Raw genomic sequence first — 18926 nt, 5'->3', positions numbered from 1 at the left:
ACGGATTATAATTTCTGTGACAATTCTTGTCTCCAATCGCCTATCTTTCGGCTTGAGCTACTCCCGGTGACACTCATATATTTATTTGTGATGGCAGTACTATTCGGTAGCAACTATGGGGCCGCGATAACAAATAATATATTCATATTGTGCCATCTGTGGCACTACGGTACCAAATAAATACCCTTATTTGTGAAAGTAGGGAAGACTGAAGTGACGACAGTTCAATTGTGGGCGTATGGCTTCCGATGATCGAACTGCCGTGAAAACCTACGTCCCGCAGTATCAGAAGGAGAAGTGGGCTGAACACGCTGACGAACTCGAGATGAGCCAGAGCGAGTTCGTCCGAACGATGGTTCAAGCCGGCCGCAGTGATTTCGGTATCCCCTCAATGGACAACCTGGTTTCCAATGCTGAGGAGTCAACGGAGTCGAATGACGACGGCTTTCAGGATCGAATTCTCGCTCTACTCGAGCGGGAAGGCGTCTTGGATTGGGACGAACTCGTTGACAGACTCATTGACGATATAGAAGAGGACGTAGACACGGCGTTAGGACAGCTTCAAGACGACAATCTCGTTCGATACAGTGGTCGTAAGGGAGGATACGTTCGGACCAGCAATGAGTGAACGAGCAGAGTCGATCGACTACTTCCTCGCGGATATCGAGCAACACGGTCGTAATAAACGGACAGTTTCAGCGTATCAACGCGTTCTTTCTCGTTTTGAGGGGTTCCTCTCCGATCGGTTCGGAAAAACGCCTACAGAAGCCGGCTATCGGGATTGTATGGCCTTCACTCATGAGCTGCGTTCACAATACGCAGAGAGTACGGTCGCGAGTTACGCATCGTACTTGAATCGCTTTTATGGATATCTCGTTCGCGTCGGACGACACGACGAGAACCCAATGGAACTCGTTTTAGAGGAAATGAACGAGTCGATTGAGTCGAATCCATCTCGCAGAGACATTCAGCTCACAGATATGCGCGACTTCGTCGCAACCGTCCGTCATCCCCTTCATAGGGCGGTTATATTGACGTTATTGAAGACGGGGATTCGGTCTGGAGAGCTGTGCAACCTCGATCTAATCGATCTAAATCTCGATCACGAAGCCGCCTACTGGCATCCACGAGCTCAAATTGACGCCGGACCGAATTCGATCTACATTTCGCCGGATCATTCGTATGGAAAAGAATCGGAAGGAGCCGTGCGAACAGCCTCCAACAAGCGTAAACGTGAAACTATCATTCCTGTCGATAGCGAACTCGAGAATGCACTTCTTCGCTGGCTCGCGATTCGGCCTGATTCAGTTTCCGAAACCGATCCGCTGTTCGCTGGGACTGTCGACCGATGGGGAGAACGGATTACGATCGATATGGTGCATCACATCGTCGAACAGTACGCCACTGAGTACGGGTGGTATCGAACCGGTGGCGGGGCGGCAGAGAATGTGACGCCCCACTACTTCCGGCACTTCTTCACAACACATCTACGGGATCGGACCGGCGATCGTGGCGTTGTGAAGTATCTCCGTGGCGACGTTGCAAGCGATATCATCGACACCTACACCCACAACTGGGGGGATCGGGTTCGTGAGACGTATCTCGATAATATTTACTCGCTCACGTCGAACCCTGGTCAGATATTTTGAATACGTTTTTCCGGTAATCGTCTTCAAGCGATAGATAATCAATGTCCGCACCTGCTCCTTGACCGAGGATGTACTTTCGATGGACCGGACGGCCATTAAATCGTTCTTCGAAGAAGTATCGCAAAGAAACCGGGGTTAAGTTCTTCATCTCATTGTTTTCGGAATACAGCCCGTGATCCCGTCCTATTTTCTCAAATACGTATCGGACTGTGGATGGATCGATCCGCTCACCCCATTTTTCCTTCGTTTTAACGAATAGGGCATCGGTATGCGGATTATCCGGCCGAATTGCTATCCACCTCAGCAAGATGTCTTCCAGTTCGGAATCGGCCGGAATGACGGTGCGTTCCTTTCTCTCACGACGATTGCTATACGGGATTGCTCCACCATATCGTATCTGTAGGCCAGATCCGGACAGTTCCGGGAGGGTGTCTGTAGTATCACTTTTGACGAGAGCAACGTCCGTGAGATCGAGGTTGCATATCTCGCCAACTCCGATTCCGGTTTTTGCGACAATACCGATAAGAGCAAGATGAAGCGGATGCCGAGTAGACCTACAAACGGTCGAAATTGCCTCTGTAGAGAAAATTTTCCGTGAAGTTGATTCCGGTGACGAATCACTCTCTTCCTTCCATCGGTGGTTATGGGCGGACCGATGACACGGCCGACAAAGGGTGACCAAATTCGTCACTTGATTCGTTCCCTGACCGCTAATGGGGACGATATGGTGGACGACTAAATTACTTCCTTCCCCACAGTTTCGACAACTCCCGTTATCACGTTCCAGTACTTGCTCACGGATCTTGAACCAATCGTGTCCGTGAAGTCGCTCACCCATAGTAATTCATTATCGCCTTTTCACTTCAAGGTGTACGACAGTTTGTAAATCATATATGGCTATATCGATTTCCGTCTGATTGTGGACCGTGACTACTCCCACCAGCCACATCCATTTTTCCGTAGAGTGGATCCTCCCCGCGGTCAACACTCGAAGTTACAATTCGGATACGCACGGCGATAAAACAGATCTGGTGGGAGGTTGTGGACTTAGTAGGCGCTTTCGAACAGTACGAGGACAAGGGCGGCGACCACCGCTGGCGACTGCGCCACCGAAACGGCAATATACTGGCCGACGGCAGTCAGGGGTACGCTGACCGGACCGGCGCCGTCGACGCGGCGGCCGAGCAGGGGACTCCGGTATCGGGCCAACATCGCCGGAAGGAGTCGCTGGAGCGCCCCCGCGGTGAACGCTGTGTAGCGTCCGCCGCCCTGGCAGTCGATCGCGACTTTCGTGTGCTCGTCGCTCTTTCCGATGGCCGTTTCGGAGTCTGCGTCATGTAACTACCCTCTCGAGCGGCCGGCATCGGTCCTCGCTGCCCGATATCGGTGCTCACCCGTCGTCGCCGGGCTCAGTCGACGGCTCGTCGTCCGCCGACTCGTCGCCACTCGAGTCACCAAACCACTGTCCGACCGTCCGTTCGCGCTGGCGCGCGCGGAGTCGGTCCTGTAATCGCTCTTCGATGAGGGCCTGCATCTCGAGTCCCCGCTTTTCGTCCACGTCGTAGGCGATCGCGGCCCGCCCGAGGAGCGACGCGGAGCTTGCGGTGTCGGCCGTCACGCTGGCGAGTCGGCGTCGACGCTGGAAGATCGTCGCCTGATGGATGACGGCCTGCACCCGGTAGTAGGGGACGACTTTGGTCGTCCGTCGCCAGAAGCCCGTGCGGGTGAGAAAGTATCGGTCACCGATTCGGTACCCTCGGTTCGACCACTTCAGATGAGCGGCGACCGGGACGAGGACGGCGAGCACGGCGAGGACGTACCACTGCCGGACGACCGCCGTATACCGCGCCAGCACGTACGCACCGCCGACGATGGCGGCGACGACGAGCGAATACCGGACCGCGTACCGCTCGCGCGCCCGTCGCGGCGGGGACTCGAGGTCGATCGGGCCGAACGGTTCGATCGCCCGCGCGAGTTCGGCCACGCGATCGGCGTCGGCGAGCGGAATCGCGGACTCCGTCCCGCGGGAGTCGGACTGGCCGGGCGCGTAGCCGGCCGTCTCGACGCTCAGTGCGGCGTAGCCGAACCACCGGAACGGGATCGACTCCGAGACGGTGAGCGTCTGAACCTTCTCGAGGGGGATCGTCCCGCTGTAGCGCTGGAGGAGCCCGCGTTCGTAGTAGAGTTCGTCGCCGACGCGGGTGAGTCGGAAGCCGTAGTACCGGGTGAAGGTAAGCGCCGCGCTGATGACCCACGCGGCGAGCAAGAAGAGGACGAGTCCCCACGCGAGCGTGAGCAATCCCGATTCCGGACCCGGGAGCCCCGCGATGCGGTCGGTCGGGAGCAACGTCGCGGGATCGAAGCCGCTGGCGAACGAGAGCGCGATGCCGCCCAGCAGACTCGCCCCCGGATCGATGGTGAAGATACTCAGAATCGCGAGTTCGTGCGGCCGAATCTCGAACAGGAGTTGCTCGTCTTCGTCGATCTCCCGTTCGCTCTCCGTCGCCTGCGCTCCCGTTTCGGTGGGACTCGAGTCGGTCGCGTCGGCAGTTTCGGCGCTCGCGCCGCGCCGGAGTCGTCGCCTGAGCCGGTGGGCCTCGTCCTCGGCGACGTACTGCAGGCTGACCTCGGTCTGGCCACCGCCCGCGGTCTCGATGTGGACGGCGGCGATACCGAGAACGCGACCGATCACGTTCTGTCTGATATCGACGTTCTGGATCCGTCCGACGGGGAGTTCGCGGTCCCTGCGAGCGAACACCCCGGAGGTGACGTCGAATGTGTCGTCGGTGAGTTCGTACCGGAACCGTCGGTAGTACGCGAACTCGTAGATGATTCCTGTGATGATGCCGATCGCGACGAGCGCGCCGACCGACAGCAGATCGGTCCCGTTCCCGCCCGGCGAGACGACGATGCCGACGACGAAGAACAGGAAGCCGGTGTTGAGGCTCCGCGAGAGCGATCGGACGGCGACTGACGCCGGGTGGAGCGACCTCATACGGCGTCCTCACCCGCGCTCTCGATCGCGAGTCGGCGAAGCGATTCCTGTACTTCCTCGGCGCGAGCCGGCGTCAGCCCGGGGATCGCGACGTCCGAACTCCGTGAACCGGCCGTGTAGACCACGACGGTCGCGAGACCCGTGGTTCGCTCGAGCGGCGACCGCCGGGAGTCGACGTGCTGGACGCGGACGTAGGGGGCGACGGTCTTGACTCGGGTGAAGACGCCGCGTTCGATGTAGAGGTCGTCGTCCCGGAGTTCGAACCGCCAGACGCCGTAGCGTCGCCACGCCACGAGCACGCGCACCACGGCGAGGACGACGGCGATCGCGACGGCGGCGGGCACGAGGATCGACGGCGCGCTGTCCCAGAAATCGGTCCGCGTGAGGGCGATCGCTGCGCCCACGAGGAGGCCACCGAAAATCACGGCTCGAACGATCGCGAGGGCGATCCAGACGACTCGCACTCGCGGAGTGAGCCGTTCCATACCTATCGTGCGGGCACTACCCGATTAAAGGGTGGGAAAGCGGCGGTGGTTCTCACGACGTGAAAGGCACGCTGGCCGCGGGTAATCGACGGACCCGTCCGCAGCGAGGGGACACGCCGTCGTCCGAGGAAGTTCGGATCGCCACGACACAGACGAATCTCTCGAGCCATCGCTCACGGGCGGAATACGAGAGAAGCGAGTCGCGATTCGAGGGGGTTACTGCGTCGCCGTTCGGACATCCCCGACGCGATAGAGGTCCTCCTGTAGTCCGTCTCCCTCGCAGTCCTCGTTCGGACACTCGTAGTGCCAGCCGTCTTCCGTCGCAGTGCCCTCCTGGAATCGCTCCCCGCATACCTGACAGAGGAGTTGTCCGTTTTTACACGTATCCCGGTGTAACTCGAGGGCAAGTTCGGTCTGGAACGACTGGTTGCAGTTGCGACAGGTGTGCATATTTCGTCTGACGCGAGCCTCCGCCAAAACTGCTTGGGTTCTTTTATTACATCGAATTGTGCCCTGATTCGGCTCCACTGCGCCGATTTGGTCGATCCGGTCCGGGAAAAAAGAACGACAGAATCGGCAGTTTACTCGTGCTCGAGTATTCCGCTTGCTGTCAGATCACACGGATCATGCCGTATGGGAACAACCATCTCATCGTTGTATCAGAACCTCGAGTGATCGTGAGAAAGACGGCGAGGAACGACGGTCCGCGAGCAGTCGACTCGATCGAGCGGTATGCGGTGAGCGATGAACGGGACGGAGAACAGGAGACGATGAAAGCGGGCGGGCGGTGAGCGGGAGACGGCTCCCGGTTCAGTCGTCCTGCCCGAGGATGCCGCGCTCGGCCATCTTCCGGGGATCGAGCACCTCGTCGGCCTCCTCCTCGTCGAGGTAGCCCTTCTCGAGGACGACTTCGCGGACGGTCTTGTCCTCTTTGAGGGCGGCCTTGGCGACCTCGCTGGCCTTGTCGTAGCCGATGTGGACGTTCAGCGAGGTGGCCATCGCCATCGACTGCTCGACGCGCTCCTCGCAGTACTCCTCGTTGGCCTCGAGTTTCCGGACGAACCGCTCGCCGAAGACCTGACTCGCGTTCGAGATGAGCTCGGCCGACTCGAGGAAGTTGTGGGCGAGCACGGGCTTGTAGAGGTTCAGGTCGATCTGGCCCTCCGCGGCGCCGGCGGAGACGGCGGCGTCGTTGCCGACGACCTGCTTGTGGACCTGATTGACGGCCTCGGCGACGACGGGGTTGATCTTGCCGGGCATGATCGAGGAGCCGGGCTGGTTCTCGGGCTGTTCGACCTCGCCGAGTCCGTTGCGCGGGCCCGAGGCGAGCAACCGGAGGTCGTTGGCGATCTTGTTCAGCGAGCCGGCGACGGTCCGGAGTGCGCCGTGGGCCTCGCTCATCGCGTCGTGGGCGGCCTGGGCTTCGAAGTGGTTGTCGGCCTCGCGGAACTGGACGCCGGTCTCCTTCGTGATGTACTCCGCGGCGCGGCCGGGGAACTCCTCGTGGGTGTTCAGGCCGGTCCCCGTTGCGGTGCCGCCGAGCGCGAGTTCGCCGAGGTGATCGCGAACTTGGTCGACGCGGGCCAGTCCCTTCTCGACCTGCGTGCGATACCCGCTGAACTCCTGACCCAGCGTGACCGGCGTCGCGTCCTGCAGGTGCGTTCGGCCGGTCTTGACGACGTCGTCGAACTCCTCTTCTTTCTCTTCGAGCGCTTCGCGGAGGGTATCGAGTGCCGGAATGACGTCCTTCTCGACGGCCTCGAGCGAGGCGACGTGCATCGCGGTCGGGATGACGTCGTTGCTCGACTGGCCGTAGTTGACGTGGTCGTTGGGGTGGACGAGGCGGTCGCCGATTTCGCTGCCCATGAGTTCGGCGGCGCGGTTGGCGATGACCTCGTTGGCGTTCATGTTCGAGGACGTCCCCGAGCCGGTCTGGAAGATGTCGACCGGGAACTGGTCGTCGTGCTCGCCGGCGATGACCTCGTCGGCGGCCTCGATGATCGCCTCGGCGACGTCGTCGTCGACCAGACCGAGATCGCGGTTGGCCTGTGCGGCGGCCTTCTTGACGACGCCGAGCCCGCGGATGAACCGACGGCTGAACGTGATTCCCGAAATGGGGAAGTTCTGGATCGCGCGCTGGGTCTGTGCGCCCCAGTAGGCGTCCGCGGGAACCTGCATTTCGCCGAGGCTGTCGCGTTCGACTCTGTAATCCTCGCTCATGTGCGGTGCGTTGACGGTCGGGTGCGTAAAATCCACCGGTCTGGTTCTGTGTCCCGATTCGGGACCCCGCGTAACCGTCCCGACGTGCACCGTGTCGGGATCTCAGTGGGCATCCGGCCAACTCCTATCAAATTAAACCATTCACTCAGAACATAATTAATTTTGGAAACTATTAAGTAGGACCCATACAATCTATCATGTGTGATTCGCAGTGACTAACGCTAACAAGGTACCACGGAGAACGGTGCTGAAAGGGGCAGGTGCAGCTGGACTCGCCGGACTCGCAGGATGTACGGGCGGTGGGGGAAGCGATACGCTCGAGCTCCTCCACGGCTGGACCAGCGGCGACGGTGCCGAGGCCGCCGACGCGCTCTTCTCGGCGTTCGAGGACGAGCACTCGGACATCGACTACAACGAGAACCCGATCGGTGGCGGTGGAAACACGACGCTCGACCAGACGGTCTCCAACCGCCTCCAAGGCGGCGACCCGCCGAGTTCGTTCGCCGGCTGGCCGGGTGCGAACCTGGAGCAGTACGGGGACGCCGTCGGCGACATCGAGTCGGAGGTCTGGGACGAGGCCGGCCTGAAGGACACCCACGTCGAGGAAGCGATCGAACTCTGCCGGCACAACGACGGCTTCTCGGCGGTCCCGCTCGGCTCTCACCGCCTGAACGACCTCTTCTACAACGTCGAGGTCCTCGAGAGCGCCGGCGTCGATCCGGAGTCGATCGACAGCGCCGACGCCTTCATCGACGCGCTCGACGCCGTCGAATCGGAGACCGACGCGACGCCGTTCGGGTTCTCGCTCGCGACGTGGTGTATCCTCCAGACGTGGGCGCAGACGATGCTCGGCGAACACGGCTACGAGGCCTACATGAACTTCATCGAGGGCAACGGCGACGAGAGCGCCGTCCGCGACACTTTCGAGAAGCTCGAGCAGCTCCTCGGCTACATCAACAACGACGCGGCCTCCGTCGACTTCACCGAAGTCAATCAGGACCTCATGGGCGGCAACGTCGCGTTCGTCCACCAGGGCAACTGGGCCGCCGGCGCGTACATCGCGGATGACAGGGATCTCACGTACGGCGAAGATTGGGATGCGATCCGGTACCCCGGTACGGAGGATTACTACACCCTCCACATCGACTCGTTTATCTACCCGAGCGACAATCCGACGCCCGACGACACCGCGACCTGGTTACAGTTCGTCGGCTCCGAAACGGCGCAAGTCGCGTACAACCAGTACAAGGGGTCGATCCCGACGATACCGGACGCGGCTACCGACGAGTTCAACCCTTACCTCACGGAGACGATCGAGGACTTCAATAACGTCTCGGAGAAGCCGCCGACGCTCGCACACGGCCTCGCCGTTGACACGAACACGCAGGCCGACCTCGAGGAGGTCCTCAACAACAACTTCGCGGACCCCTACGACGTCGACGGTGCGACGAGCGGGTTCATGGACGACATCTAACTCGCTTCAAGACTATGAAACGTTTTTTCGAATTACTGCGTAGCGTTCGGCGTAAGCGACGCGTCAGGACGGACGGGGGGACCGCCGAGGAGCGCTCGACGCTCCGCCGCTGGCTCGACAGCGATATCGTGCAGTCGTCGCCGTTCTGGCTGCCGCCGTTCCTGTTGATGGGCTTTTTCGTCTACGCCGCGATCGGCTGGAACCTCCTGCTCTCGCTGACGGAGTACTCGGGATTCGGAGATCCGGACTACGGCAATCTGAGTCTCCAGAACTACTGGGCGATGTTGGACGATCCGGGGATGTGGTCGGCGACGTGGAACACGTTCGTTCTACTCATCGGATTTACGATCGTCTGTCTGATCGTCGGTCTCCTGTTAGCGCTGCTGCTCGACCGTGAGATTCGGTTCGGCAGGTCGTTTCGGACGATCTACCTCCTCCCGTTCGCCCTCTCGTTCATCGTCACGGCGCAGTTCTGGCGGTGGATGTACAACGTGAACAACGGCATCATCAACCAATTCATCGGGCTCTTCGGTCTCGGACCCTACAACTGGCTGGGGAGTCCCAACCTCGTGTTAGGGGCGGTGATCTTCGCGCTCGTCTGGCAGTTCAGCGGGTACACGATGATTATCTACCTCGCCGCGCTCCGGTCGATTCCGAACGACCAGTACGAGGCCGCACGAGTCGACGGTGCGAGCACGGTTCGGATGTATTGGCGCGTGATCGTTCCGCAGTTGCGGCCGGCGACGGTCAGCGCGTCCGTCGTCCTCGTGCTGTTCGCGCTGAAGGCCTTCGACTTCCTGTACGCGACCTTCGACGGCTACCGACCCCGCCGCGGGGCCGACATCCTGGCGACCAAAATGGTCCGCGAGTCGTTCGGCCGATCCGAGTGGGCGTACGGGTCGTCGATCGCGATCATGCTGTTCGCGGTGTCGCTGGCGGTCATCGCGCCGTATCTGTACAACCAATACAAGCGAGGGAACCTATGAGCGAAAAGACAGTTACTACCGAGGAGGCGACGGCGACGGAGCACGCGACCAGCGGGATTTCGATTAGCCGCGTGGGACTGTACGCGACGCTGATCGGTCTCGTCGGGTTCTACCTGATCCCGATCGAATCCGGACTCGTGACGTCGATCAAAACGTCGACCGCACTCCAAGAGACCTTCCCGTTCCTTCCGCCCCTCTCTGCGAGCGGGATTACGGTCGAGAAGTGGCAGGTCGCGTTCGATTTCCTCGCACCCGGGATGGTGAACAGCATGCTGTTCACCATCCCCTCGACGATCCTGTGTGCGATCCTCGGCAGCATGGCCGCCTACGGGCTGACGCTCGTCGACTGGCGCGGTCAGATGGCCGTGCTGGCGCTGTTCATCGCGGGCATTTTCGTCCCGTACCAGGCGGTGATCGTTCCGCTCTTCCAGTTCTGGAGCCAGTACATGCAACTGGGCGCACGGCTCTCGTTCCTGTGGGGGCTCCCGCTGCTCGAGCCGCACTACGCGACGATCCTCGAACTGATCATCACGCACACGGCGTACGGGATCCCGATCGTGACGCTGCTGTTCCGCTCGCAGTACAAGACGATGTCCGAGGAGATGATCGAGGCCGCGAGGCTCGACGGCGCGTCGGTCTGGCGGGTCTACCGACGGATCGTCCTGCCGCTGTCGATACCGATGTTCGCGGTCGTGTTCATCTTCCAGTTCACCCAGATCTGGAACGAGTTCCTGTTCTCGCTGACGATCATCGGGAGCACCAACAACCCGGCCGCGTCCGCGACCCTCATTCTGTCCGGGCTCGGCCAGTCGATGGAGGGAACGGACTACCCGCTCCGAATGGCGGGCGCGTTCATCACGGCGCTTCCGACGCTGCTCGTCTACGTGCTGTTCGCCGACAAGTTCGCGGAGGGAGTACAGACATGACCGATCGACAACAAGCGGTATCGAACCGGAGGATTTGACGATGGCAGAAACTCAACTCGACGACGTACGAAAAGTATTCACGGAAAACGACGGCAACGAGATCGTTGCCGTCAACGATGTATCGATCGATATCGATGACGGGGAGTTCCTCGTTCTCGTCGGCCCCTCGGGCTGTGGCAAGTCGACGACGCTGCGGATGATCGCGGGCCTCGAGACGATTTCGGACGGCGATATTCGCCTCGACGACCGGGTGATCAACGACCTGCCGGCGAAAGAACGGAACATCGCGATGGTGTTCCAGTCCTACGCCCTGTACCCGCACATGACCGTTCGGGAGAACATGGCGTTCGGACTCGAGGAGTCCACCGACCTCCCGGACGACGAAATCGCCGCGCGGGTCGAAGAGACCGCCGAAATGATGGGGATCGATCCCCTGCTGGACCGGAAGCCGGAGGAGCTCTCGGGCGGCCAGCAACAGCGAGTCGCGCTCGGTCGCGCGATCGTCCGGGAGCCGTCCGTATTCCTGATGGACGAGCCGCTGTCGAACCTCGACGCCAAGCTCCGGGCCCAGATGCGGACCGAACTCCAGCAGCTCCAAGAGCAACTCGAGACGACGACGGTCTACGTCACCCACGATCAGACGGAAGCGATGACGATGGGCGACCGAATCGCCATCCTCAACGACGGTGAACTGCAGCAGGTCGGGACGCCGCTCGAGTGCTATCACGAGCCCGCGAACGTGTTCGTCGCGGACTTCATCGGGGAGCCGGCGATGAACTTCTTCGACGTGACGCGCCGCGATGCGGACGGCGACGGGGCCGTCCTCGTCGACGAGAACCTCGAGTACACCGTCTCGAACGACATCGCGACGGCGGTCGGCGATCGAGACGACCTCGTCCTCGGCGTGCGTCCGGAAGACATCAATATCGAACGCAGCGAGGGAGACCAACGGCGGGCGAACGGCCACACCGTCCCCGCGACGGTCACCGTGGTCGAACCGACCGGCGACGAGAACATCGTCTATCTCGCACTCGACGACGACGAGAACGAGACGCTCATCGCGACGATCGACGGCATGACCCGGATCGACGCCGGCGAACGCGTGATGGTTCACCTTCCCGAGGACGCGATTCACGTCTTCGATGCGAAAACCAACGAGGCACTCCACAACCGCCGCGTCGAGAGCAACGAGCCGCGAATGCCGAACGTCTGATCGGCGAGGTCGGGACCGGGTCCCACGGTTTCCGGACGGTTCGCAGTACTGTTCTTCGTCCGTCGCGAGTTTCGGTCGACTGCCGTCCCGTGGCTACGACGTCGGGTCACTGCCCGCCGCTCGAGCGTAGCCGACGCCGACGATGCGGGCGCTCGCGACGAGAAGGTAAGCGGCGGCCGCGGCGGCGATCAACCCCAGTGCGTCGCCGCGACGAACGGACGTGACGGCGAGCCACACCGCGAGAACGACGGCCGAGAAGCCGGCGATCCATCGGAGGAAGTACGCCGGGGCGGTCAACACGGGGAGTAACGTCTCGGCCTCGACGGCCGTTCGCAGGCGTCCGGTCGAGGCGTTCGCGGTGACCGCGGCCGGGTACGTGTACGCACACGCGACGAAGAAGAACAGCGACGCGGTCGACGAGACGAGCGAGAACAGGCCCGCGCCGTTCTCGAGTGCGAGCGCCGCCGGCGTCACGGTCAGCGACCGGGCCAGGAGGACGATCGACGGGACGAGGAACACGATCGACAACGCGAGCGACTCGAGACCGGGCCGGACGACCGCCCGGACGGACGGCTGCGATCGCTGCTCGGCACCCCCGAGTACGAACGCCGTCGTCCCGAAGAGGACGACGACGCCGAGAAACGAGACGAGCGCGGGGATGAGCGCGACGATCGACGACGAGAACGCCGCCGCGTACCGCAGCCCGACCGCGATCGCGACGACACAGACGCTACTTCTGAGCAGCGCTGCCCGTCCGAACGTATCATTAACTGGGTACCGAAGCGCATCGGCGATCATGCCTCCCCGGCGATGGTCCTCGATCGGCCGACCGATGCCTTCTGGATCCATACGGAGCGAGTGGAACGGTCAGGGCAAAAGCGACGTGGTCTCTTGGAGCCAGAGTTCGCCGGGCCTCGAACCGGACTCGAGACCGTTTTGACTCTACCGATCAGGTGAAATCAACCGATAGCCCGACGTCGTCTCGAGCGCGTTTTCGCAGGGCAACCTGCAGATGCTCCCGACTGGTTTCGTGGACGGCACGCGCGTCCTCGAGGTCGATATCGTAGATCGTCGGCGTCCCCCAGCTGAACGTCCGTGAGCTGGCGGTGTCGACGGCCAGCGACGCCAGCCCGAGTCGCCGCTGGAAGACCGACCGCTGCGTCGAGACCGTCTGGATCCGGTAGTAGGGGATCACGGTCGTCCGCCGGTTCCAGAACCCGGTCCGGATCACGAGGTGGTCCTCGCCGACGAAGTAGCCCAGATGGACGTACTTCAGGTGCGCCGCGGGCGGCACCGCCGCGAAGACGACCGCGGCGAGATACCAGCGCTCGAGGGTGTAGACCTGCGCGAGCCCGAACGCGATCGCGACGATGACGGCAGCGACGATGGAATAGCGGACGAGATAGCGCCGGCGGGCGAGCGTCGGCGGCCGCCGGAACTGCGGCGGCTCGACGCCGGTGAGGTTTTCGGCGAAGCGGCGGATTCGGGCCGTGTCGGCGAGGGGAACGGCCGACTGGCTGCCGCCGCTGCTCTCGGGGCCGTAGCCGGCGGTCTCGACCCAGAGGCCGGCGTAGCCGAGCAGTCGCTGGAGGGGGTTGTCGGTGATCGTCACCGCCTGAATCTTATCGGCGGGGATCGACCCGCTGTAGCGCTGGAACAGCCCGCGTTCGTAGACGAAGTCCTCGTCGGCCCGCCCTAACTGGAAGCCGTAGTACGCGATGAACGTGTAGCCGGCGTTGAGGACGTACGTGACCGCGATCCCGTTGATCATCGAGATCAGCGTCAGGATGCCGTAACTGCCGACGGAGCCGCTATCGAGGTCCGCCGGGCCGCCGAACGGCTGGGCGACGGCGACGAGGAAGTCGAGGATGGGCCCGCTCGCGAAGGCAAAGATGAAGAGAAGTCCCGCGGCGGCGGCCGGCCGAAACGACGAGAGCGAGTACAACAGGAGTTCCCGCGGCTCGAGGGCGAACAACCGCTGTCGTCGGGTACGGGCGGGCTGGGTCTCCTCGCGGGTCCGGTCCGCGGACGGCGTCCGTCCGGACTCGGACGCTGAATCCGGCGTGTCGTCGGCACGAGCCGCCTCATCGGGAGACGGCTCGCTATCGGTACCGGTGTCAGTGCCAGTGCCAGCGCCGGTCTCGGCCTCGGCCGAATCCGCCTCGCGCCGGCGCTGTTTCACGGCGGCGGTTCGGCGCCGAATATCGCGTTGCAGTCGGTTCGCTTCCGCCTCGCTGACGAATCTGAGCGTCGCCTCGGTCTCGCCGCCGCCGGCGGTCTCGATCGAGACGACGGCGAGTCCGAGCACCCGCTGGAGAACGCCCTGTGCGACGTCGACGTTCTGGATGCGACCGTAGGGGATCTCGCGGGACCGCTGGGAGAGCACGCCAGACGTCACGTCGAAGGTGTCCGCGGTGACCCCGTAGGTGAACCGATAGTAGTACGCGAGGCCGTAGCCGATACCGGCGACGAGGCCGATCGGGACCAGCAGTAACAGCGCATCGCTGTCGATGCCGAGCACGCCGGAACCGAGACCCGTGAGGAGGACCGGAATCGAGAACCCGGTCAACCCACGCTGAAGCGCCATCGACACCGCGCTGAGCGGATGTAAGCGATTCATCTCAGACGGCATCCTCGGCCTCGCTCTCGACGGCCAGTTCGCGGAGCGTGTTCTGCAGGCTCCGGGCGCGGTCCGGCGTCAGCCCCGGAATCCGAACGTCGGCGTTTCGGGACCCGGCCGTGTAGACGACGACGCTCGAGAGGCCGAGCACGCGCTCGACGGGACCAAACTGGGTGTCGACGTGCTGGACTCGCACGAACGGGACCGCGGTCTCGACGAAGGTAACGACGCCCCGCTCGAGGTAGAGGGCGTCGTCCTGGAGTTCGAACTGCCAGACCTGATAGAGCCGGACGGCGTAGACGACGCCGAGAACGAACGCGACTGCGACGACCGCGGCGATCGCCGCCGGCGGCACGGAGATCGAGACCGGGAGCACGGTGGGGAGCCACTGGTCGAGAACGACGAGGGCGACGGCGAGAACGGCCGCGGCGAGCGCGCCGCGGGCGATCCAGAGCAGTCGGATGCGGGGATGCAGCGATTCCATATCTGATACATGTCAAGACTGGTGGATAAAGCTACGGTTCCGGGGATACGCCGCGAGTCTCGCAGGTATCGGCTCGCCGACGGCGAGTCTCGAGCGCCGGTCAGTCGTCAGCGGGGACCGTGAGCACGGGGACCGACACCGATTTGCGGACCTGCTCGGTGACGCTCGTCGGCGAGAGAAATCGGCGGAGACCGGTCCGATTCGGTTCGCCCAGAACGACGAGATCCACGTCATTGTGTCTCGCGTACCGGACGATTTCCTCGACGGGGTCGCCGTATCGGAGCCGTTTCGTGACCGACACGTCGGTTTCGGCGGCCGCGTCGCCGACCGCATCCAGCGCTGCCTCGGCGCTCTCTTCCCGGCGCTCGACCACCATATCCCACCGGTCGACGGACGCGTTCATCGGGACGACCGACAGCGTCTCGACGCGCCCGTTGTGGCGGGCGGCCTCCGCGACGGCGACCGCCCCGACCGCGTCGTCGGTGTCGCCGTCGGTCGCGACGAGAACGCGGTCGAAGGTCTCTGCGCCGGTGGACTGTGCATCTGCAACCGCAAGACCGCTACTCGAGGTCGATTCGTTCGGTTCTCTCGAGGACGATGCCATTACGTCGTCGTACCGGGCGGAGAACGATATATCTGTCCAGAAAAGTATGCATACCGGGTCAAAATTTCATTCCTCGCGTTCGAATCGCTCCGTGAAGTCGCTGCACGGCGTGAAACGAGTCTTCGGGGCCGGAATTCGTTCCCCGCGGAACCCGGCCGGACGCGGCTATTCGGCCTCGAGGTCGTCGTACTCCTCGGGGGTGTACGTCGACAGCTCGAGGGCGTGGATGTCGGTGGTCATGTGATCGCCCAAAGCGTCGTAGACCTCTTGGTGTTGCTGGACCAGCGGCAGGTCCTCGAAGACCGGCGAGACGACCGTCGCGGCGAGGTGGTCCTCGTCGTGTTCGTCGCGTGCGTGCGTGACCGTGGCGTCGGCGTCCTCGAGGTTCGACTCGATGATCTCCTCGACGTCGGCTGGCTTCATAGGGGAGCGTTGGTCGCTCGCGGCAAAAGCGCCGCGGTCGCGGTCGGTGGCGTACCCGGTTCAGAACGGCACGTCGTCGGGCACGTCGCGTCCCGACGATCCCCCGGCCATCCCGTCGAATCCGGTGCTGACATCGACGTAGTCGATCGGATCGATCTCGGCGGGCAGCCGCTGCTGGATCGCCTGGGTCGTCATCGAACTGACGCCGCAGCCGCTACAGGCCCCGGACAGGGCGATCGAAATGCGTCCCTCCTCGAGGTCGACCTCGGTGATCGCGGACTCGCCGCCGTGGGCCTCGATCTGGGGGAAGTTCCGGCGGAGGAACAGCGATACGTCTTCCCGGACGGCGTCCTCGGCCGACTGCTCCGGCTCGGACTGGCTCATGGGCGAGCCAAGGGGCCGGAACGGTATATACTGTCGGGCGAACCGATTCTTGCCGGGATCGCGGACGGACAAACGCGGCAACTCGAGCCGCGATGGCGGCGGCTTTATGCCCGCTCGCGACGCCGTCGCCGCTATGTCACTGGCAGCCGAGACGCGACGGGCAGTCGACCGCCGCCCCTTCCTCCGGACCGCCCTGCGGGCCGGCGTCGTCAACTACACCGCCGCCGCTCGCACCCTCGCGGTCGACGGCGAAACCGACGCCATCGCGACGGCGCTACGCCGGTACGCCGACGAGTTACCGGCCTACGAGACCGAGTCGCGGGACGTTCGCGTGCGAATGGAAAGCGGAATCGGGCCGCTCGAGGGTGGGGCGGACGACGCGGACACGGACGGAGCGGGCGCGGACGGCGAGGCCGACGACCGGCTCCTCCGCGTCGGCGGGACGGCCGTCGGTCCCTGCGACGGCGATCGGACCGCGATCGTCGCCGCCGGCGAGGTCGATACCGCGGCGCTCGCCGACGTGCTGGCGCGGCTTTCGCTCGCGGACATCTCCCCGACCGCGGCGGGCGTCGCCGACGGAACGCTGGTGGTCGTCGTCGACCGACTCGAGGGTGCGAACGCGCTTCGGACGGTCGAAGACGCACTCGAGGGTGTGGCGGTTCGGTCGGCGTGACGGACGGGAGACCGGCGCGGTATGAGGAATAGACGCGGAGTCGGGGCGAACCCTCGGACGGGGTTCGGTTCAGTTCTCGCTGCTATCGTACGCGTCGCTGAACTCCCACTCGCGGCGGAGGAGTTCTTCGACGCCGTGCTCGAGGATGACCTCGCCGAGGATCGTCGCGCTGTAGTACGTGTACAGTCCCTCGCTGTCCCGTTCGGTCCGGACGCGCTTTTCGATCAGCCCCACGTCTCGGAGTTTGCCAAGGTGGTAGTGGAGGGTACTGTCGTCGACGTCCATCATCGAATCGAGTTCCGTGGGGGTCAGTTCGTCCGTCCGAGAGAGTCGATAGACGATCTCGAAGCGGGTCCGGTTCCCGACTGCGGCCTGCATCTCGAGGTATTCCTCGAGTGAGAGGACGCTTCGCTCCGGGAGGAGGTCGTCCGGATCGTCCGGAGCGTCGTCGACTCGAGTGTGTTTCGTCCCCATCGTATCGATGACTTCTCGTTCTCGGTTTTTAGTCTTTGCCAAGCCAGCGTTCGCTGAAAACACCCTTATTTAAGTAGCACTGGTGAGTCGGTCAGGGTATGGCTCGGGAAATCACCCGGGATCTCGTTGCCGACCGGCTCGGAACCGTCGGATACGACCGCTTTCTGCTTTATCTGATGGGGCCGTACAAGTCGTTCAACCTGAACTACGTGCTGACCGACGAGGAACTGCAGGACGTTTCGGTCGAAGACCTGCCCGGTCCGTTCGAGAAGCTCTTCCAGAACGAGGACGCGATAGACGAAGCGAAAGCGCTGCTGCGGCGCGTACAGGGCTCGCTCCGGGCAGACCCGGGAGTGAACGCGTTCCTCGCGGTCGACGTCGATATAGAGACGGACGAGATCGACGCGGTGACACAGAGCATCGAGTACACGCGGTGTGCGAACGCGACCGTGTTCGTCCTCCCGTTCCTCGGCCACAATTTCGGCGTCGGAGAGGAAGCAGGGAGCATTCTTGAAAACGTCGCGAAAGCGAAGGGAGATCGGATCGTTTTCGTTCACGAGACGAACGTGACCAGCGAGATGATCCGGTCGGCACGGAGTCGATGGGACCTCCGTATAGAGACCTACGAGACGGAGGCGGAACTGATCGATACGGTGCGCCGGTTCGTCGTCACGACGATGAACCGCGAGCGGTTCGGCGACCTCGAGTATCTGGACTGACAGCGACGGCCGGAACGGTCCGCTGCGGACGCGAACGACCGGGCGGAACTGATATATGGCTCATGCCGAACGGTTGCGTATGTTGATACAGGCCGCGACGGAGACGGCGGACGGGCGGACCGACGGGACCCGAGAGCGGCGTTGGCGGGCCGACCTGTCGTAGCATCGCCGTCGTCTCGTCGGAACGTGGCCCTCGTCTCGAGCACTGAGAGAGCCGACGGACGGCTCACTTCCCGCGTCGGTACCAGTCGGGTTCCTCGCGCAACCGAACGGTGCCGCGGTCTGAATCATGAACGATCGTCCCCGCGTCCTCGAGCCGCGGCAAATCGACGTGGACGAGCCGAACCCGGAGCGGCGTGCGGTCGAGCGATTCCTCGTCGTCGCTCGCCAGCGCGTCGACGAGTCGGTCGACGGTCGCGCGGTCGGCTCGAGACTCGAGGTGTGCGACGAGCCGGTGTCGGCGCTGCATCGATTCCCACTGGATTCTGTTCGGGGTGGTGCCGTCGTCCGCGCGGACGGCACCGGAGACGGCGACGTCGTGTTCCATCTTTCTGGTCGTCACGTCGACCAGTACGTCAAAAGGGATTCTGACGAATG

At 63.0% G+C, this 18926-nt stretch carries 21 protein-coding genes and 1 pseudogene; 9 read left to right on the top strand and 13 right to left on the bottom strand.

Translation table 11 applies throughout. The features are described from left to right. Window positions 1-238 precede the first annotated feature (238 nt). Together FEJ81_RS10615 and FEJ81_RS10610 are read left to right on the top strand one after the other, a co-directional pair. Entirely contained in the window at window positions 239-628 is a 390-nt protein-coding gene (locus tag FEJ81_RS10615; protein ID WP_138245265.1) for a DUF5805 domain-containing protein, read from the top strand. After that, window positions 621-1649, top strand: coding sequence for a tyrosine-type recombinase/integrase (locus FEJ81_RS10610; protein ID WP_138245264.1), 1029 nt, complete (start codon window positions 621-623; stop codon window positions 1647-1649). The genes FEJ81_RS10615 and FEJ81_RS10610 overlap by 8 nt, the downstream gene beginning before the upstream one ends. On the opposite strand, the gene FEJ81_RS10605 is transcribed toward FEJ81_RS10610, so the two are convergent. Then, window positions 1621-2487, bottom strand: coding sequence for a site-specific integrase (locus FEJ81_RS10605; protein WP_138245263.1), 867 nt, complete (start codon window positions 2485-2487; stop codon window positions 1621-1623). The two genes, FEJ81_RS10610 and FEJ81_RS10605, sit on opposite strands and share 29 nt — an antisense overlap. 218 nt (window positions 2488-2705) lie before the next feature. Between FEJ81_RS10605 and FEJ81_RS24335 the strand changes: the two are divergent. Then, a pseudogene (locus FEJ81_RS24335) lies at window positions 2706-2990 on the top strand (YegP family protein); the annotation flags it as partial. 49 nt (window positions 2991-3039) lie between these two features. Here FEJ81_RS24335 and FEJ81_RS10595 read toward each other — a convergent pair. The 4 genes from FEJ81_RS10595 to FEJ81_RS10580 all read right to left on the bottom strand — a co-directional run bounded on the left by FEJ81_RS10595 (window position 3040) and on the right by FEJ81_RS10580 (window position 7349). Further along, a complete protein-coding gene (locus tag FEJ81_RS10595) occupies window positions 3040-4644 on the bottom strand; it encodes a PH domain-containing protein (protein WP_138245262.1) in 1605 nt (534 codons plus the stop codon). Continuing rightward, complete coding sequence (locus FEJ81_RS10590; protein WP_138245261.1) at window positions 4641-5129, bottom strand: PH domain-containing protein; 489 nt, start codon at window positions 5127-5129, stop codon at window positions 4641-4643. Before FEJ81_RS10590 ends, FEJ81_RS10595 begins: the two co-directional genes overlap by 4 nt. A 216-nt stretch (window positions 5130-5345) precedes the next feature. Then, on the bottom strand, window positions 5346-5579 hold the full coding sequence (locus FEJ81_RS10585) for an HVO_2901 family zinc finger protein (RefSeq protein WP_138245260.1): 234 nt from the start codon (window positions 5577-5579) through the stop codon (window positions 5346-5348). A gap of 360 nt (window positions 5580-5939) precedes the next feature. Continuing rightward, the gene (locus FEJ81_RS10580) at window positions 5940-7349 is read right to left on the bottom strand and encodes a class II fumarate hydratase (RefSeq protein ID WP_138245259.1); all 1410 of its coding nucleotides are present in this window, start codon (window positions 7347-7349) and stop codon (window positions 5940-5942) included. Window positions 7350-7593: 244 nt separating this feature from the next. Here FEJ81_RS10580 and FEJ81_RS10575 point away from each other — a divergent pair, with 244 nt between their 5' ends. Genes FEJ81_RS10575 through FEJ81_RS10560 form a run of 4 tightly spaced genes read left to right on the top strand, consistent with a single transcriptional unit; the run spans window position 7594 to window position 11948 of the window. Beyond that, window positions 7594-8823 (top strand): ABC transporter substrate-binding protein, encoded by a 1230-nt coding sequence (locus FEJ81_RS10575; protein WP_138245258.1) that lies wholly within the window; start codon window positions 7594-7596, stop codon window positions 8821-8823. Window positions 8824-8837: 14 nt separating this feature from the next. After that, complete coding sequence (locus tag FEJ81_RS10570; protein ID WP_138245257.1) at window positions 8838-9809, top strand: carbohydrate ABC transporter permease; 972 nt, start codon at window positions 8838-8840, stop codon at window positions 9807-9809. Continuing rightward, a complete protein-coding gene (locus tag FEJ81_RS10565) occupies window positions 9806-10735 on the top strand; it encodes a carbohydrate ABC transporter permease (RefSeq protein ID WP_138245256.1) in 930 nt (309 codons plus the stop codon). The genes FEJ81_RS10570 and FEJ81_RS10565 overlap by 4 nt, the downstream gene beginning before the upstream one ends. A 40-nt stretch (window positions 10736-10775) precedes the next feature. After that, window positions 10776-11948, top strand: a complete 1173-nt coding sequence (locus FEJ81_RS10560) for an ABC transporter ATP-binding protein (RefSeq protein WP_138245255.1) — start codon at window positions 10776-10778, stop codon at window positions 11946-11948. 93 nt (window positions 11949-12041) lie between these two features. On the opposite strand, the gene FEJ81_RS10555 is transcribed toward FEJ81_RS10560, so the two are convergent. The 6 genes from FEJ81_RS10555 to FEJ81_RS10530 form a co-directional block, all read right to left on the bottom strand. Beyond that, window positions 12042-12797: a DUF4013 domain-containing protein gene (locus FEJ81_RS10555; RefSeq protein ID WP_229504701.1), complete on the bottom strand. Its 756-nt coding sequence runs from the start codon at window positions 12795-12797 to the stop codon at window positions 12042-12044. Between the two features lie 100 nt (window positions 12798-12897). After that, window positions 12898-14568 carry a PH domain-containing protein gene (locus FEJ81_RS10550; RefSeq protein WP_138245254.1) on the bottom strand — a complete coding sequence of 557 codons (1671 nt, stop codon included), beginning with the start codon at window positions 14566-14568 and terminating at the stop codon, window positions 12898-12900. Window position 14569: 1 nt separating this feature from the next. Beyond that, the gene (locus FEJ81_RS10545; RefSeq protein ID WP_138245253.1) at window positions 14570-15052 is read right to left on the bottom strand and encodes a PH domain-containing protein; all 483 of its coding nucleotides are present in this window, start codon (window positions 15050-15052) and stop codon (window positions 14570-14572) included. A gap of 100 nt (window positions 15053-15152) precedes the next feature. Continuing rightward, window positions 15153-15656 (bottom strand): universal stress protein, encoded by a 504-nt coding sequence (locus tag FEJ81_RS10540; RefSeq protein ID WP_138245252.1) that lies wholly within the window; start codon window positions 15654-15656, stop codon window positions 15153-15155. Between the two features lie 165 nt (window positions 15657-15821). After that, the gene (locus FEJ81_RS10535) at window positions 15822-16079 is read right to left on the bottom strand and encodes a BolA family protein (RefSeq protein WP_138245251.1); all 258 of its coding nucleotides are present in this window, start codon (window positions 16077-16079) and stop codon (window positions 15822-15824) included. 60 nt (window positions 16080-16139) lie between these two features. Beyond that, window positions 16140-16463 carry a NifU family protein gene (locus tag FEJ81_RS10530; RefSeq protein WP_006430125.1) on the bottom strand — a complete coding sequence of 108 codons (324 nt, stop codon included), beginning with the start codon at window positions 16461-16463 and terminating at the stop codon, window positions 16140-16142. A gap of 106 nt (window positions 16464-16569) precedes the next feature. Here FEJ81_RS10530 and FEJ81_RS10525 point away from each other — a divergent pair, with 106 nt between their 5' ends. After that, entirely contained in the window at window positions 16570-17136 is a 567-nt protein-coding gene (locus tag FEJ81_RS10525) for a DUF7523 family protein (RefSeq protein ID WP_138245250.1), read from the top strand. 69 nt (window positions 17137-17205) lie between these two features. Here FEJ81_RS10525 and FEJ81_RS10520 read toward each other — a convergent pair whose 3' ends face one another. Further along, the gene (locus FEJ81_RS10520; RefSeq protein ID WP_138245249.1) at window positions 17206-17610 is read right to left on the bottom strand and encodes a winged helix-turn-helix domain-containing protein; all 405 of its coding nucleotides are present in this window, start codon (window positions 17608-17610) and stop codon (window positions 17206-17208) included. A 98-nt stretch (window positions 17611-17708) separates the two neighbouring features. On the opposite strand from FEJ81_RS10520, the gene FEJ81_RS10515 reads away from it, so the two are divergent. After that, window positions 17709-18329: a DUF7509 family protein gene (locus tag FEJ81_RS10515; RefSeq protein WP_138245248.1), complete on the top strand. Its 621-nt coding sequence runs from the start codon at window positions 17709-17711 to the stop codon at window positions 18327-18329. A gap of 226 nt (window positions 18330-18555) precedes the next feature. Here FEJ81_RS10515 and FEJ81_RS10510 read toward each other — a convergent pair whose 3' ends face one another. After that, window positions 18556-18876 (bottom strand): DUF7344 domain-containing protein, encoded by a 321-nt coding sequence (locus FEJ81_RS10510; protein WP_138245247.1) that lies wholly within the window; start codon window positions 18874-18876, stop codon window positions 18556-18558. Window positions 18877-18926 lie beyond the last annotated feature (50 nt).

The sequence above is a fragment of the Natrinema versiforme genome (genome assembly GCF_005576615.1).
Classification (GTDB): domain Archaea; phylum Halobacteriota; class Halobacteria; order Halobacteriales; family Natrialbaceae; genus Natrinema; species Natrinema versiforme_A.
Note: the sequence above shows the minus strand (reverse complement) of the source record. Positions and strands in the feature narration are given on the sequence as shown.

Bases quoted from the DNA above. Each gene is read 5' to 3' on its own strand.
- FEJ81_RS10615 (WP_138245265.1), top strand. From the start codon at position 239: ATGGCTTCCGATGATCGAACTGCCGTGAAAACCTACGTCCCGCAGTAT.
- FEJ81_RS10610 (WP_138245264.1), top strand. From the start codon at position 621: ATGAGTGAACGAGCAGAGTCGATCGACTACTTCCTCGCGGATATCGAG.
- FEJ81_RS10605 (WP_138245263.1), bottom strand. From the start codon at position 2,487: ATGGGTGAGCGACTTCACGGACACGATTGGTTCAAGATCCGTGAGCAA.
- FEJ81_RS10595 (WP_138245262.1), bottom strand. From the start codon at position 4,644: ATGAGGTCGCTCCACCCGGCGTCAGTCGCCGTCCGATCGCTCTCGCGG.
- FEJ81_RS10590 (WP_138245261.1), bottom strand. From the start codon at position 5,129: ATGGAACGGCTCACTCCGCGAGTGCGAGTCGTCTGGATCGCCCTCGCG.
- FEJ81_RS10585 (WP_138245260.1), bottom strand. From the start codon at position 5,579: ATGCACACCTGTCGCAACTGCAACCAGTCGTTCCAGACCGAACTTGCC.
- FEJ81_RS10580 (WP_138245259.1), bottom strand. From the start codon at position 7,349: ATGAGCGAGGATTACAGAGTCGAACGCGACAGCCTCGGCGAAATGCAG.
- FEJ81_RS10570 (WP_138245257.1), top strand. From the start codon at position 8,838: ATGAAACGTTTTTTCGAATTACTGCGTAGCGTTCGGCGTAAGCGACGC.
- FEJ81_RS10565 (WP_138245256.1), top strand. From the start codon at position 9,806: ATGAGCGAAAAGACAGTTACTACCGAGGAGGCGACGGCGACGGAGCAC.
- FEJ81_RS10560 (WP_138245255.1), top strand. From the start codon at position 10,776: ATGGCAGAAACTCAACTCGACGACGTACGAAAAGTATTCACGGAAAAC.
- FEJ81_RS10555 (WP_229504701.1), bottom strand. From the start codon at position 12,797: ATGGATCCAGAAGGCATCGGTCGGCCGATCGAGGACCATCGCCGGGGA.
- FEJ81_RS10550 (WP_138245254.1), bottom strand. From the start codon at position 14,568: ATGAATCGCTTACATCCGCTCAGCGCGGTGTCGATGGCGCTTCAGCGT.
- FEJ81_RS10545 (WP_138245253.1), bottom strand. From the start codon at position 15,052: ATGGAATCGCTGCATCCCCGCATCCGACTGCTCTGGATCGCCCGCGGC.
- FEJ81_RS10540 (WP_138245252.1), bottom strand. From the start codon at position 15,656: ATGGCATCGTCCTCGAGAGAACCGAACGAATCGACCTCGAGTAGCGGT.
- FEJ81_RS10535 (WP_138245251.1), bottom strand. From the start codon at position 16,079: ATGAAGCCAGCCGACGTCGAGGAGATCATCGAGTCGAACCTCGAGGAC.
- FEJ81_RS10530 (WP_006430125.1), bottom strand. From the start codon at position 16,463: ATGAGCCAGTCCGAGCCGGAGCAGTCGGCCGAGGACGCCGTCCGGGAA.
- FEJ81_RS10525 (WP_138245250.1), top strand. From the start codon at position 16,570: ATGCCCGCTCGCGACGCCGTCGCCGCTATGTCACTGGCAGCCGAGACG.
- FEJ81_RS10520 (WP_138245249.1), bottom strand. From the start codon at position 17,610: ATGGGGACGAAACACACTCGAGTCGACGACGCTCCGGACGATCCGGAC.
- FEJ81_RS10515 (WP_138245248.1), top strand. From the start codon at position 17,709: ATGGCTCGGGAAATCACCCGGGATCTCGTTGCCGACCGGCTCGGAACC.
- FEJ81_RS10510 (WP_138245247.1), bottom strand. From the start codon at position 18,876: ATGGAACACGACGTCGCCGTCTCCGGTGCCGTCCGCGCGGACGACGGC.